This is a genomic window from Mesorhizobium sp. CA7 (genome assembly GCF_020165015.1).
Lineage (GTDB): Bacteria > Pseudomonadota > Alphaproteobacteria > Rhizobiales > Rhizobiaceae > Mesorhizobium.
Genome location: NZ_JAIUHH010000003.1, coordinates 433,495 through 447,733, shown reverse-complemented (window position 1 = coordinate 447,733; position 14,239 = coordinate 433,495). Strand labels below are relative to the sequence as shown.

At 64.3% G+C, this 14,239-nt stretch carries 14 protein-coding genes and 1 pseudogene; 11 read left to right on the top strand and 4 right to left on the bottom strand.

Going from position 1 to position 14,239, the window contains the following annotated elements:
* Window positions 1-89: 89 nt before the first annotated feature.
* The gene (locus LB552_RS09825; RefSeq protein ID WP_224604512.1) at window positions 90-1,340 is read left to right on the top strand and encodes a hypothetical protein; all 1,251 of its coding nucleotides are present in this window, start codon (window positions 90-92) and stop codon (window positions 1,338-1,340) included.
* A 212-nt stretch (window positions 1,341-1,552) separates the two neighbouring features.
* Here the strand turns inward: LB552_RS09825 and LB552_RS09820 are convergent, their stop codons facing one another.
* Complete coding sequence (locus tag LB552_RS09820; protein ID WP_224604509.1) at window positions 1,553-2,773, bottom strand: clavaminate synthase family protein; 1,221 nt, start codon at window positions 2,771-2,773, stop codon at window positions 1,553-1,555.
* Between the two features lie 104 nt (window positions 2,774-2,877).
* Here LB552_RS09820 and LB552_RS09815 point away from each other — a divergent pair, with 104 nt between their 5' ends.
* The 7 genes and pseudogenes from LB552_RS09815 to LB552_RS09785 all read left to right on the top strand — a co-directional run bounded on the left by LB552_RS09815 (window position 2,878) and on the right by LB552_RS09785 (window position 9,136).
* A complete protein-coding gene (locus LB552_RS09815; protein ID WP_224604506.1) occupies window positions 2,878-3,801 on the top strand; it encodes a LysR substrate-binding domain-containing protein in 924 nt (307 codons plus the stop codon).
* Between the two features lie 99 nt (window positions 3,802-3,900).
* Window positions 3,901-7,023 (top strand): excinuclease ABC subunit UvrB, encoded by a 3,123-nt coding sequence (gene uvrB, locus LB552_RS09810; RefSeq protein WP_318012026.1) that lies wholly within the window; start codon window positions 3,901-3,903, stop codon window positions 7,021-7,023.
* A gap of 53 nt (window positions 7,024-7,076) precedes the next feature.
* Window positions 7,077-7,244 (top strand): annotated as a pseudogene (locus LB552_RS09805) (ABC transporter ATP-binding protein); the annotation flags it as partial.
* A gap of 121 nt (window positions 7,245-7,365) precedes the next feature.
* Entirely contained in the window at window positions 7,366-7,755 is a 390-nt protein-coding gene (locus LB552_RS09800; RefSeq protein ID WP_224604504.1) for a nuclear transport factor 2 family protein, read from the top strand.
* Between the two features lie 94 nt (window positions 7,756-7,849).
* The gene (locus LB552_RS09795) at window positions 7,850-8,032 is read left to right on the top strand and encodes a hypothetical protein (RefSeq protein ID WP_224604502.1); all 183 of its coding nucleotides are present in this window, start codon (window positions 7,850-7,852) and stop codon (window positions 8,030-8,032) included.
* Between the two features lie 155 nt (window positions 8,033-8,187).
* Window positions 8,188-8,604, top strand: a complete 417-nt coding sequence (locus LB552_RS09790; protein WP_224604501.1) for a VOC family protein — start codon at window positions 8,188-8,190, stop codon at window positions 8,602-8,604.
* Window positions 8,605-8,782: 178 nt separating this feature from the next.
* Window positions 8,783-9,136 (top strand): DUF1428 domain-containing protein, encoded by a 354-nt coding sequence (locus tag LB552_RS09785; protein WP_095766545.1) that lies wholly within the window; start codon window positions 8,783-8,785, stop codon window positions 9,134-9,136.
* Window positions 9,137-9,428: 292 nt separating this feature from the next.
* On the opposite strand, the gene LB552_RS09780 is transcribed toward LB552_RS09785, so the two are convergent.
* Window positions 9,429-11,063, bottom strand: a complete 1,635-nt coding sequence (locus LB552_RS09780) for a tetratricopeptide repeat-containing sulfotransferase family protein (RefSeq protein WP_224604498.1) — start codon at window positions 11,061-11,063, stop codon at window positions 9,429-9,431.
* A 190-nt stretch (window positions 11,064-11,253) separates the two neighbouring features.
* On the bottom strand, window positions 11,254-11,646 hold the full coding sequence (locus LB552_RS09775; RefSeq protein ID WP_224604496.1) for a Kazal-type serine protease inhibitor domain-containing protein: 393 nt from the start codon (window positions 11,644-11,646) through the stop codon (window positions 11,254-11,256).
* Between the two features lie 447 nt (window positions 11,647-12,093).
* Between LB552_RS09775 and LB552_RS09770 the strand changes: the two genes are divergently transcribed.
* The 3 genes from LB552_RS09770 (at window position 12,094) to LB552_RS09760 (ending at window position 13,438) form a co-directional block, all read left to right on the top strand.
* Window positions 12,094-12,306 (top strand): cold-shock protein, encoded by a 213-nt coding sequence (locus tag LB552_RS09770; protein WP_006202520.1) that lies wholly within the window; start codon window positions 12,094-12,096, stop codon window positions 12,304-12,306.
* Between the two features lie 238 nt (window positions 12,307-12,544).
* The gene (locus LB552_RS09765; protein WP_008877668.1) at window positions 12,545-12,757 is read left to right on the top strand and encodes a cold-shock protein; all 213 of its coding nucleotides are present in this window, start codon (window positions 12,545-12,547) and stop codon (window positions 12,755-12,757) included.
* A gap of 267 nt (window positions 12,758-13,024) precedes the next feature.
* A complete protein-coding gene (locus LB552_RS09760) occupies window positions 13,025-13,438 on the top strand; it encodes a BA14K family protein (protein WP_095766542.1) in 414 nt (137 codons plus the stop codon).
* Between the two features lie 70 nt (window positions 13,439-13,508).
* Here the strand turns inward: LB552_RS09760 and LB552_RS09755 are convergent, their stop codons facing one another.
* On the bottom strand, window positions 13,509-14,150 hold the full coding sequence (locus LB552_RS09755) for an MBL fold metallo-hydrolase (RefSeq protein ID WP_224604493.1): 642 nt from the start codon (window positions 14,148-14,150) through the stop codon (window positions 13,509-13,511).
* Between the last annotated feature and the right edge of the window lie 89 nt (window positions 14,151-14,239).

Below are 14,239 nucleotides of genomic sequence, written 5' to 3'. Positions count from 1 at the left end.
AGCGGGTTGCTGGCGATCCCGCGGCGGGCATCTCGGACTGACCGAAATCCGTGTATGCTCACGACGTGGAGCAGTGGAGGGCGATGCCGATGCGTAGAACGATCCTTGCAGCAGCCTTGTTTGCATTCCTGCCGGCGTCTGTCGCCTGGGCCGAGATGCCGGACGCGGCCAAGTCCATGTTCGAGGCCAAGAGCGTGAGCGACCGGAACACGGCGCTGTCGACGTTGGAGGCGGCAGGGGCCAAGGACCCGGCCTCGGCCTATGCTGCCGGCGCCGGCGAATTCTTCACCGCGCTCGAACTCCTCGCCGGCGGCCTGCATCGCCACGGTTTCGAGAGCCCGAAATCCTTCATGCTGCCGCTGATGCGGTTGCCCGTGCCGGACAATCCCAACCCGCAGCCGCTGACCTACGAAGAATTCCGCGCCATCCTGATTGCCTTCCGTGACCGGCTGGAGAAATCCGCCGCCACGCTCGGCTCCGTGCCAAAAGATGCCGATATCGGCATGATGGTCGATCTCACCTATGTCGGCATCGATCTCAACGAGGATGGCAAGCTCGCGCCCGACGAAAGCATCGCCGCCATCATGGCGTCGCTCTCACGCGGCAGCGTCGAACCGAGCGATGCCGCGCCTTCGCTCGTCTTCCGCTTCGACCGCGCCGACGGTTTTTGGCTGCAAGGCTATGCCGAGTTCCTCATGGCGCAGGCCGATTTCTGGCTGGCGCATGATTTCCGCAATGCCTTTGACGGCTCGTTCCACATGCTGTTCCCGCGCGCGAAACTGCCATTGCAGGATACGCTCGTGCCGCTGGACGGCGGTATGAGCGGCAACATTTTCGCCTCGGAATGGCGCTTCGCCGACTTCATCTCGCTGGTGCATCTCGTCAACTGGCCGGTGGTCGAGCCGGAACGCCGGCAGGCCGCGCGCCGCCACCTGCTGGAGATGATCCGACTGTCGCGCGAGGACTGGAAATCGATCCTGGCCGAGACCGACAACGACCGCGAATGGCTGCCGGGACCCCAACAGCAAGGCGTCAACCCGCTGACCGGCCTCGAGGTCGGCGAGGAACAGGTGCAGGCCTGGCTCGCCACGCTGACGATAGCCGAGGATCTTCTCGAAGGCCGCGCGCTGCTGCCGCATTTCCGCATTGCCGGGAAGGGCATCAACATGAAGCGCTTCTTCGACGAGCCGAAACCTTTTGACCTGGTCCTGTCGATCACCGGTCCCGGCATCGCGCCCTATCTCGAAAGCGGCAAGATCCTCACCAGCGACGATTTCGACCAGATCCAGCGCCAGTTCGGCGGCGCCGGTTTCTTGACGTTTGCGCTGTGGTTCAACTGAGGCCCGCGGTCTTAGGTTCCTCGCCCCCCATGAAATGGGGGAGAGGTGGCTCGGCGAAGCCGAGACGGAGAGGGGGGCGCGGTCCGGGCGGCGAAAGCGCTTTGAAGAGAAGGGCTTCCGCCTTACGAAACCCCCCTCTCCGTCCGCTTCGCGGACACCTCTCTGGGCGAGGAACCGAACCTTCGAGGTCGACGCCGTCCCCCTGGCTATCGTCAGAAAATTGCGCCCTGATAAAGCACCGCTTCCGCCTCTTCCGGCGCGAAGCGCCGCGCCAGGGTGCGGAAGGCGCTGTGGACGCCGTCGCGGTCCAGGTTGCAGCTTCTGAGGTGGCGGACGGCCAGCGTCGGATCGAATTCGGTGCGTCCGTGCAAGACCCGCTGATTGTCGAAGACCAGCACCTCGCCGGGCTGCAGCTGGTGCCGGAACTGGTTCGCCGGATCGCAGACCAGCCGCGTCAGCCCGGCAAGCGCCTCGATCAGCCCGTCGATCTCATCGACAGCGCCCGTCTGCGGCGCCAGGCAGCGATCGTTGAAGCGTATGCCGGTGACGGCGCCGCTCGCGTCGAGGCTGATGACATGCGCCTCGGCGCTGAAGAACACTTCGCCGGCATGCTCGCGATGGAATGTCACGCCATGCCGCGCGAGTAGGGCGAACAGATCCGGCGTATCGCGCCGCATCCGTTCGGCAATTTGAAAACCGTCGACCATCAGCGATGTGCCGCCGCTGCCGGCGCCGGTCCTGATGGCGTGGAAGAAGATGAAACCCGGCGGTGAATAGCGGAACGGCTCGTCCGTGTGCGGAATTTGCGCGCGCGCCGTTTCCCCGGCCACCCGGGCGTCCGGTCGTGAGATGAGATCGAAAACCTTGCCGTAACTAGTCTCGCGCACGGGCCCGTAGCGGCCGGCGACGCGCAGCGTCGCCTCAGGCTCGGCCGGGACGCCGGTCAGCATGGCGATGCCATGGTCGCGCAAGGCGCGCAGCGACTGGAAAAGCGCCGCGTCGTCCTCCACCACGGCGTCGAAGGCGAAGCGGCCAAGCCGCGCCCCGAGATCGCTATTCCACAGTTCCGGCTGAAAGCGTGGAGCGCCGAAGTCGCCGCCGCGTCCGGCATGGGCCGCCAGAAAGTCCGCCGCGAAGCGCGAGACATGGCCGTCCTGCCAGACCACGTCCATCTTCCCATCCGTCGAGATCTCGATCGAGGTCGCGCGGGTATCGGCCGGAACATCGGCAGGCGTCAGCCAGCGCTTTCCGGAAGCGGTGTCGCCGCATATCCCGCATTCGCAGGCAAGCCGCAGCCAGCGCGTCGACAGCCGACCGACGCTGCCGTCGTCGAATTCCATGGCGATGTTCGGTCCTTCGTTGCGCATCGATCGCAAGGAGCGCGTTGCGAGTGCCTGGCCGGCGGGGACGGACTGCGTTTGCATATCAAGCATGGCGACGGCTTTCCTGGATTGAGTTGTCTTCAACAACGGTAGGGCGATCGCGGCTTTTCCTGCAAACGAGTTTGTTTTCGCAAGTTTTGAGGTATTCTCAATCCATGATGCTTCTTCGCGACCTCCCGCTGTCGGCCCTGCGTGCGCTGGCCGCCGCCGCGCGAACCGGCAGTCTGACGCGGGCCGCCGACGAACTCGGCGTCACGCCGGGCGCCGTCGGCCATCAGTTGCGGCAGCTGGAGGACCGGCTTGGCGTCAAGCTGGTCAGGCGCGAGGGCAACGGCATCGCGCTCACGCGCATCGCCGAGGCGGCGCTGCCCGACATCGATCGCGGCTTCGACGCGCTGGCCTCCGGATTGCGGCGGCTGCGGTTCGAGCGCCGCGCCGATACCTTCACCATCGCCGCCGACCCGTCCTTCGCCTCGCTTTGGCTGGCGCCGCTCCTTGGCAATGTCCGCGCGGCTCTCGGCAGGCTGGACGTGCGCATCGTCGTATCGATCGCGTTGGATTCGATGCTGGAGGAAGGCATCGACCTCGCCATCAGTTACCGCAACAGCACGGCAAGAGATCTCGCATCGGCCGATCTTTTCACCGAAAGGGTGGTTCCGGCCTGTGCCCCGGCGCTAATCCGCAACCGCACAGATCAAGACAGCGCCGAAGTGCTCGACCGCCTGCCCCTCCTCCACATCGACCAGACGATGGGCGACGACGTCTATCCCACATGGGCAAACTGGTTCGCCGCCGCCGGCCGCCAGCGTAAGAACATCGATCACGGACCGCGATTCCCCTTGACCGTGCTGGCCGCGCAGGCCGCGCTTTCCGGCATGGGCGCGCTGCTTGCCAGCGAACTGGTGCTTAGGGAGCATTTCCGCTCCGGCCAGCTCGTCGAGATTGCCCGCGAGGTTCCGGCATTGACCATCAAGCGCCGCCTGGTCTGGCCGGTTGACGGGCCGAAGGGCCGCCGCGCCGCCGCCGTCGCCGCGGCGCTTGCCGCAATCGCAGACGCTCCCAGCCCAATCGGATCATGACCCCTTTCCTGACAGCCTTCTGTCAGCAGCGTCCGCGCTCGGCCGGAGCCCTTTCACTCCGCTCTTTCCATTTCGGCCGAGTCCTCCCATATTCGGGCCATGGCCAGACATCCTGACAAGAAGACGCCTTCGCAAGACGGCGCGCCGAAGCGGCGCAGCCCGCTGACCGAATTCCTCGATGCCGCCGAGCCGCTGGAGCCCGGCGGCTTCGCGGAAGCGCCGCAGGCCGACTTTTCCGGAGCGCCGCTGACCGGCTCGATCTCCGATTGGGCCGGGCAGATCGAGCGTGAAGCTGAAAAGCAGCCGAAGGCAAAAGCGCCGAAGAAGATACCCGAGCGCTCGTCGGCGCCCGGCCGCACCGCGCGCGGCACCTCGATGGGCGGCGCTGCCTCGGCGAAGGAGCGCGCGGCCGCTGGCCTCAACCCTGTGGCCGGCCTCGACATCAGCCTGGAGGATGCCGAGTCGGTTTCGTCCGGCGGCGTCACCGCGACGGTCGCGGCGCTGTCGGCGCTGATCGAATCCGGCAATCCGCTGCACAAGGACGGCCAGCTGTGGACGCCGCACCGTCCGGCCCGCCCGGAAAAGTCTGAGGGCGGCATCGCCATCAAGATGGTCTCGGATTTCGAGCCCGCCGGAGATCAGCCGACAGCCATCAAGGACCTCGTCGAAGGCGTCGAGCGGAACGACCGCACCCAGGTGCTGCTCGGCGTTACCGGCTCGGGCAAGACCTTCACCATGGCCAAGGTGATCGAGGAGACACAGCGCCCTGCTTTGATCCTGGCGCCGAACAAGACGCTTGCCGCGCAGCTCTATGCCGAGTTCAAGAAATTCTTCCCCGAGAACGCGGTCGAGTATTTCGTCTCCTACTACGACTATTACCAGCCGGAAGCCTACGTCCCGCGCACGGACACCTATATCGAGAAGGAATCCTCGATCAACGAGCAGATCGACCGCATGCGCCACTCGGCGACCCGCTCGCTGCTCGAGCGCGACGATGTCATCATCGTCGCCTCCGTGTCCTGCATCTATGGTATCGGCTCGGTCGAGACCTACACGGCGATGACGTTCCAGATGCAGGTCGGCGACCGGCTCGACCAGCGCTCGCTTCTCGCCGACCTCGTCGCCCAGCAATACAAGCGCCAGGACATCAACTTCGTGCGCGGCTCGTTTCGCGTGCGCGGCGACACCATCGAGATCTTTCCCGCCCACCTGGAAGACCGCGCCTGGCGCATCTCGATGTTCGGCGACGAGATCGAACAGATCACCGAGTTCGATCCGCTCACGGGCCAGAAGACCGGCGAGCTGAAGAGCGTCAAGATCTACGCCAACTCGCACTACGTGACGCCGCGCCCGACCTTGAACCAAGCTATCAAGTCGATCAAGGAGGAGCTCAAGCATCGCCTGCAAGAGCTTGAAAAGGCTGGCCGTCTGCTGGAAGCGCAGCGGCTGGAACAGCGTACGCGCTTCGATCTGGAGATGCTGGAGGCGACCGGCTCCTGCGCCGGCATCGAGAACTATTCGCGTTACCTCACCGGACGCCAGCCCGGCGACCCGCCGCCCACCTTGTTCGAATATGTGCCCGACAACGCGCTGATCTTCATCGACGAAAGCCACGTCACAGTGCCGCAGATCGGCGGCATGTATCGCGGCGACTTCCGCCGCAAGGCGACGCTGGCCGAGTATGGTTTCCGCCTGCCCTCCTGCATGGACAACCGGCCGCTTCGCTTCGAGGAATGGGACGCCATGCGCCCGCTGTCGGTGGCGGTCTCGGCGACGCCGGGCGGTTGGGAAATGGAGCAGTCCGGCGGCGTCTTCGCCGAGCAGGTCATCCGTCCGACCGGCCTGATCGATCCGCCGGTCGAGGTGCGTCCGGCCAAGAGCCAGGTCGACGACGTTGTCGGCGAGATCCGCGACACGACCCGGGCCGGCTACCGCACGCTGGTCACCGTGCTGACCAAGCGCATGGCCGAGGACCTCACCGAATATTTGCACGAGAACGGCATTCGCGTCCGCTACATGCATTCCGACATCGACACGCTGGAGCGCATCGAGATCCTGCGCGATTTGCGCCTCGGCGCCTTCGACGTGCTGGTCGGCATCAACCTGTTGCGCGAAGGCCTCGACATTCCCGAATGCGGCTTCGTCGCCATTCTCGATGCCGACAAGGAAGGGTTCCTGCGTTCGGAAACCTCGCTGATCCAGACCATCGGCCGCGCTGCCCGCAACGTCGATGGTAAGGTCATCCTCTACGCCGACCAGATCACCGGCTCGATGGAACGGGCGATGGCCGAGACCAACCGCCGCCGCGAGAAGCAGATGGAGTGGAACGCCGCCAACGGCATCACGCCGGAATCAGTCAAGTCGCGCATCGCCGACATCCTCGACTCGGTCTACGAGAAGGACCATGTCCGCGCCGACATCTCGCAGTTCACCGACGACGCCGGGGCGATGATCGGCAACAATCTGAAGACGCACCTCGAGGCGCTGGACAAGCAGATGCGCGACGCCGCCGCCAATCTCGATTTCGAGAAGGCGGCGCGCGTCCGCGACGAGATCAAGCGGCTGCGCGAGATGGAGCTTGCCATCTCCGACGACCCGCTGGCGCGCGAGGTGGAAGGCCAAAGTCCTGCCTCAGGCCGCGAAAAGGGCAAGCACAACAAGGGCGTGGCCAAGCATCGCACGGTCGAGGAACAGGAGCGCTTCCGCAAGCTCGATGAGGCACGCGCCGCCGAGGAGGCGGCAAAGGCTACCCGGCCCAACCTCTTCCGCAAGCCGCATCTGGACGAGATGGGCGCCGACGGTGCCGTGCCGGTGAAGAAGCCGCTCTTCGCCAAGCCGTCGATCGACGACATGGGGCCCGGCACCGACATGACGACCCCCGCCGGCGCGGTGTCGCGCTCGCTGTTCAAGAAGCAGAGCGCGCACGAAGCGCACGGTTCCGATTTCGGCATTCCGGGCGAGCCGACAAAGCCCCTGTTCAGGAAGAACTCGCTCGACGAGATGACCGTGCGCCGCACGGAGAAACCGGTCGAGGGCAAGAAGCCGGCGAAGCCGCAGCCAACGCCTCCTCCGGCGGGGGAGATGTCCGGCAGGACGGGCGCGAAGGAACGCGACGATAAGCCGATCGTCCGCCAGAGAGCCGGCATCGGCTCCTACGAGGACCCTGGCGACGAGCGGCGTCAAAAACGCCGGCCGGGCAAGACCGGACGGCCGGGGCAGTAGCGCCTTTTCCCTTCTCCCCCTGTGGGAGAAGGCAGGCGCTCCACCGTCGCCGCCTGGAGGACGAATTGTTGAAGCATCAGGCGAGCTGCCTGCTTGCCTCGCATGATCGCTCCTTCATCCGCGCCGTCGGCAATCGCTTCTGGCTGATCGACAAGCGGCGGCTGACCGAGGTCGACGACCCGGAAGCGTTCTTCCGCTCGGTCGCCGAGATGCCGAGCTGAGACGATACCTCTGTTGGGCCGGCGCTGCCGGCCCGACAGGCGTTGCTGCCGGCTCGGCGATACTTTTCCACCTGCTAAAAAAAGCGCATGCTGAACTGCTTAGCCATGGAGGGAATGGGCCATGCGTGCAGTGGAAATCGTCAGCAATCTTTATCAGGCCTACGCGGACCGCGACATCGAAGGCGCCTTGTCTCGGTGCGCTGAAGATGTCGTGTTCCGCTGGATTGCCGATCCCCGGCAATCGCGTCATGCCGGCACCGCGCACGGCAAGCAGGAATTCCTCGCCAGGCTCCTGGCGCTCGATGACGACTTCGAGTACCGGCATTTTGTCCCCGTCGAGCTCATCGACGGCGGCGACAAGGTCGCCGCGCAAGTCGAGATCCACATGACGCGCCGCGCCACCGGCGAGGAGCTCATCATGCGTACCGCCAATTTCTGGACGGTCCGCGACGGCGAGATCATCGAGATGGTGCAATATTACGACACCGCGCTGGCCGCGTCGGTGCTCTGAAAAAAAATCGAGGGCGCCCTGTCGGATCGCCGATTGCCGCCTCGTCCTTGGGATGCCGACACGATGATGCCGGCATCAACCAGGGAGAGACATCATGTCGGTACTGTCATCCATCGGCCGCCTTGCCAACCGCTATACCCAGGCGCGCGCCCGTCATCGCAGCGAGCGCATCCTGCTGTCGCTGCCGGCCGAGCTGCGCAAGGACATAGGCTTTCCGGAGATTTTCGAAACGCGGGAAAGCCGCCGCGCCGCCACCTTCTCGGCGAAGGTCATATAAGTCGCTTTCGATGCGATCGTTTTGCAGCCGCGCTTGCCGCCCGAGCTGTTTGGGCTAGCTACTCTAAAAATAATTCTCGGGCCATGTAGGATCGCCGCCGCTTCATCCGTCCTGGGGTCGCAAAACCGGATCAACCCGTGAAGAGGAACACGAGAATGAATGACCAAACCCCGCCCCGCGCCAAGGTCCTTGGCGGATTGACGCCCTACCTGCAGGTCGACGGCGCTATCAAAGCCGCCGAGTTCTACAAGAAGGCTTTCGGCGCCGAGGAAGTGTTCGCCTATCCGCCTGACGACAAGGGCCGCACCATGCACATCCATCTCTACGTCAACGGCTCGACGCTGATGCTGGGCGATGCCTATCCCGAACACGGCTATCCGCACCAGGCGGCACAAGGCTATACGCTGCAGCTGCATCTCGGCAGCGACGACATCGATGCCTGGTGGCAGCGCGCGGTGGATGCCGGCTGCGAGATCGTCACCCCGCTGCAGGTGATGTTCTGGGGCGACCGCTGGGGCCAGGTGAAAGACCCCTTCGGCGTCGCCTGGGCGATGAATGCCCCGGTGAAGTGAGCCCGCCCACCTCTCCCTGTGGGAGAGGTCGGATTGCCCCAATTTGCCCTTCGCAAATCGGGGCAATCGGGGTGAGGGCTAGTTACCGCCAAGCTGGAACACCCCTCATCCGTCTCGGCGCTGCGCGCCGATCCACCTTCTCCCACGGGGGAAGAGACGCCACAAAGAGGAGTTCAGCATGTCCTATGTCGATGGTTTCGTGCTTGCCGTTCCGAAGGCAAATCTCGATGCGTACAAGAAGATGGCCGAGAACGCCGGCGCCGTCTGGATGGAGCACGGCGCGCTCGCCTATGTCGAATGCGTCGGCGACGACGTGCCCTATGGCGAGCTGACCTCGTTCCCGCGCGCCGTGCAGGCGAAGGACGACGAGGTCGTCATCTTCTCCTGGGTCGTCTACGAGTCCAGGCAGAGCCGCGACGCGGTCATGGCCAAGGTGATGGCCGATGAGCGTCTCAAGATGGACTGGTCCGCCATGCCGTTCGACGGCAAGCGCATGATCTTCGGCGGCTTCCAGCCATTCATCCAGCTTTGAGGAGCGACGGAACGCCAGTGTCGGCTGATCGCAATCCGTTGCGATTGGCCGAGACGCTCGTCAGGTCGTCATCCACGGGCGGAGCAAGGAGCGAAGCGACGCGGCGCAGACCCGAGGATCCATTCCGTTACCTATGAGCTTTGCAGCGATGCAAAACGACCTCTGTTCTGCGCCGCCTTTAACCTTCGCGCGAGGTCACGGAATGGATCCTCGGGTCTACGCGTCCGCTTCGCTCCCGCTCCGCCCGAGGATGACGAAGTTCGGGCGCTTCGGCCAATCGCTGACGCGTGTGCTAGTTCAGCCGATCAAGCAGCGGCTTCAGCCGCTCCCCATAACGCTTCCACAGATCGACCGAGCCCTGATACATCGGCTTGCGCACCTGCGCGGCGGAAGCGGTGCGCACCGGCCGGTCCGTCTCGTGGAAGGACAACACCTTGTCGTCCCAGGGCAGGCCGAGATACGCCATCAGCGCCCGCGACTGCCCTTCCTGGTCGGCGACGAAATCCTCATAGCGCACATCATGCACGACGCCTGGCAGCACCTTGTGCCAATGCGCCATGATGTCGGTGTAGAGGTTATGGAAATCGGCGAGCTCGCCGAGGTCGTAGCCGTAGCGGTGGCTGTCGCCGCGGAAATGCACTTTGAAGATCGACAGGCACGTGGCCGCCGCATCGCGCGCGCAATGGACGATCTTGGCCTTCGGCAGCATCATGTGCAGGAAGCCGACCAGCAGGAAGTTGCCCGGCATCTTGTCGGTGACATGGCGGTAGCCCGGATAGCGGGTATGCAGCATGTCGAGATAGGCCTGGCCCGCCTCGGCGAAGGCCTTGTCGGGCATATCGGCGATACCGGCGGGGAAGCCGCCCGGCATGCTCATCGGAAACTGCTTGCCGACGGCCGTCTTCAGGATGTTCAACTCGCCCGCGCCAAAGACCGTCGGGTGGCTGGCGATGATCTGCTCGACCAGCGTGGTGCCGGAGCGCGGCATGCCGACGACGAAAATCGGCGTGTCGTCGGAAATGCCGCTTGGCCTGCGCTTCTCGAAGAAGGCTGTGTCGAAGGCCGCCTTCATCGCCTCGAATTCGCCGCGCGTGCGCGCGGGATCGTAGTCGATCGCCTTGCGGCGGATGGCATTGCCCTCGGCGAAATAGTCGAAGGCGCGACCGTAATCCTTGAGGTCGTCATTGACCTTGCCCAGGCCGAAGGAGAGCTGCATGCGCGCGAGGCTGCCTTGCGGCGCCTTGGCGTGCTCGGCCTCCATGCCGGAAAGCTCCTTGTCGCGCTCGGTCTGGCGCTTGACCTGCGAGAGCAGCAGCCAGGCTTTCGATATGTTCGGGGCGATCGCCAACGCCTGGCGGGCGAAATCGGCCGCCTCGCCGAGCTTGCCCTTCTCCATCATCGCGACGCCAAGCCCGTAGAGCAACTCGGCGTCCTTCGGCCGGATCGACAGCGCCTCGCTAAACAGCTTGATCGCCTCATCCAGCCGCCCGGCCTCCTGCATCGTCTCGGCAAGGCCGATGCGCGCGCGGACGTGGAACGGGTTGCGGCCGATGGTGCCGCGATAGATCTCCTCAGCCGCGTCGAGCTGTCCGAGCTGCTTCAGCGACGAGCCGAGATTGTCGCGCGCGGCCAGTTGGTCCGGCCGGATATCCACCGCGCCGCGGAAGAAATCGATCGCGGCGGCGACGCGCCCGAGATCGCGCATGACCGTGCCCATATTGTTGAGGAAGTCGGCATTCTGGGGCTGCAGCGTCACGGACTGCTCGATGAGATCGAGCCCTTCCTCGCTCCTGCCGGTCTGGTGCAGCAGCAGCCCGAGGAAATGCAGCGCGGCGGCATGGTTCGGCTGCTGCCCCAATACCTGCCGGTAGAGGCCCTCGGCCTCCTGGCGCCGGCCGGCCTGGTGCAGTTGCAGCGCCTTTTGCACATAAGGATCGAGCGGGCTCGCCGAGCCACCTGGCCTGCCACCTGCGTTTGCCGCTCTTCTGCGATCTTTGTTAATGGGAAACCTGCCGTATTTGTTGGTCCGCCGGACCTAAGCCATGCGGGCAAGAGATTCAAGACAAACGTCAGCGCGCCTCGCGGTGTCTATCTTGCGAATGGAGACCGCGGTCTGCTCAGCACGGCCCGTCGCCGATGATGCGATAGTCCGCCGCGCGCGCCTCGCAGGCGTTCGGGAAGGTGCGCATCTGCCCATGGCGCCTGGCGCAGACCGGCGCGTATTCGCGCGTGCAGAAGGCTTGTTCGCCACCACCACCGCCGCCCTCGCGGCAAGGACCGTCCCGCACGATGCGGTAGCCTTCCCTTTCAGCCAGGCAGGCATTGGCAAAGGTCTGCCGGTCGCCGCCGCGCCGAGCGCAGACCGGTTGGTACTGCATGGTGCAGAGCTGCGGATGCGGCCGGGACGGCAGCGGGCGCGGCCCATCGTCGACGACGACGGTGCAGGCTGCCAGCAGCGCCGACAGCGTGAAAACGACAACGCCCTGCCATGACACCGCAAGAAGCCGCATATACCCCTCCTCCATCCCGACGCGTGATGCCGGCTCGCGGTATCCTCGCATCCTGCGCGTTAAACGCAACCATCGTTTGTGGAGCCACGGAACGGTCGCCACCTACATTCTGGCCCATGCTTGGCCCGCCTCTGGCCGATGACCGGTGATAGGGCCGGGTCTATCGAGGCCCAGCGTTGGACGCGCCGCTGGCCGCCCGCGAGCGTCGTCTTGCAACCATCACGTTTCCGTGTAATAAAAATCATGTTCGGGCATTTGCGACCCGGAGAGCGGAACGTTTTGGACGACCTTTCCCCGATAAGTGTGAATCTCTGACAACCCCGTTTTTCGGCGGGGGGTTTGACCATGCGCGAATGCATGACCGCCGAAGCAACCACCGGGATTTGCCCAAGGCGCGAGGCAGCGGGCAAACCACCAAGACTGACACGGGTGAAGGAGTTTTCCCCAATGGCCCAGACCGGTACTGTAAAGTTCTTCAATGCCACCAAAGGCTTCGGCTTTATCACGCCGGATGGTGGCGCCAAGGACGTGTTCGTCCACATTTCCGCGATCGAGGCCTCTGGCCTGCGCACGCTGGTCGACGGCCAGAAGGTCACCTTCGACGTCGAGCCGGACCGCATGGGCAAGGGCCCGAAGGCGGTCAACCTGCGCGCCGCCTGATCCGCCGAAACAGCCTATCGTTGCGGATGCAATGGTGCGGCAGGATCATGAACCGGCTTCAGGACAGGCTTGAATTTGCGAAGGCGCGACCGAAAAGGTTGCGCCTTTTTTGCGCGCAAATGCTTGGATCGGCAGGCGAAAACTTTCTCTTGCCGATAGCGCTAAAATAAAGGACAAATTTCCTCTCGGGCAGTTTGCCGGCCCGAGACTTGACTTGATGGGATCAAAGGAGTTTCCCATGCCGCAGACCGGCACCGTCAAATTCTTCAACCATGCCAAGGGCTTCGGCTTCATCACGCCCGATGATGGCGCGAAGGATGTCTTCGTCCACATCTCGGCTGTGCAGGCGTCGGGCCTTCCCGGTCTTGAGGATGGGCAGAAAGTGACATTCGACACCGAGCCGGACAAGCGCGGCAAGGGTCCGAAGGCCGTCAATCTGTCGGTCGGCTAAGCCGGCTCGCGACGGATCCGACGGAAGCTTTTCAGGCGGGACCGCTCCCGCCCCGGAACGGATTGTGCCCAGGTCCGGAAAGGTCGCCGGCTTCGAAAATCGCCAAGCCTCGCAAACCGCCGAGGCTCGAAAAATCCCCAGGCCTCGAAAAATCGTTTACGCCGATTTCCGTTCAGCCTCCGTTCAGCCACGGTCTTCTATTAACCTTTGCTAAAGCCGGTCCGTATCCTCCGAAAAACGCGCGGGCCGGCGCGAAGGAGACCGAAAATGAACCGTTTTCTCAGGACCGCCATCCTCAGTGTTGGCATTGCCGCGACCACCTTGGCCACCTTCTCGGCGGCCAATGCGGACGACTGGCGCTGGCACCATCATCGTCATCATGGCGGTGACGCCCTCGCCGCCGGCGTTGTCGGCCTCGCGGCAGGTGCCCTGATCGGCAGCGCGCTCAGCAACCCCGGGCCGCGCTATTACGAACCGGCCTATGGTGACGATTATTATGTCTACCGGCCGGTGCGCCGCTACTATGTTCAGCAGCCGCGCGTCGTCTATGCCGACCGCTACGCCGAGCCGTGGACCCGCGGCTGGTACGAGTATTGCTCGGACCGCTACCGCAGCTTCAATTCGCGGACCGGCACTTTCACCGGCAGTGACGGCGCCCAGCATTTCTGCGTCGCCAACTGACCGATCGAACATCGCCTGGGTTCCCTGCCCAAGAAAAGCGCCGCTCCCCGCGGCGCTTTTCTTTTGAAGGTCAGGTCAGAAACGGATTGGTCCGCCGCTCGTCGCCAAGGCGGCTACCCGGGCCATGGCCGCAGATGAAACCTATGTCGTCGCCTAGCGGCAGAAGCTTGTCCTTGATCGAGGCGATCAGCGCGGCATGGTCGCCGCCGGGCAGATCGGTGCGCCCGATCGAGCCGCGGAACAGCACGTCGCCGACATGCGCGAATTTGGCCGCCCGGTTGTAGTAGACGACATGGCCCGGCGCATGTCCCGGGCAATGCAGCACTTCGAACACATGGTTGCCGAACGACACCGTTTCGCCTTCGGTGAGAAAACGGTCCGGCACGCAATTGCGCACCGGATCGGTGAGGCCGAAACGTTTGGCCTGGTTCTCGAGATTGGCAAGCAGCGGCTTGTCGGCCTCATGTGGGCCGATAATGTCGATGCCCAGCGCGTCCTTCAGGTCCATCGCGCCGCCGGCATGGTCGATATGACCGTGCGTGATCCAAATTGCGCCGGCGGTGATGGCATTGTCCTTCAGCGCCGACAGTATCTGGTCGACATCGCCGCCGGGATCGACCACGACGCCCGTCCTGTCGTCCATGTCGAAGAGAATGGTGCAGTTCTGCTGGAAGGGCGTGACCGGCACGATACCGGCATTGAGCTGACCCATGGCATTCCTTTCCCTTCCTTCGAAGTGTCGCCCTGATGTAGACAGCCCGGCGAACCTCGTCCACCACTGTTCGAACTTCGGGAGGAAAT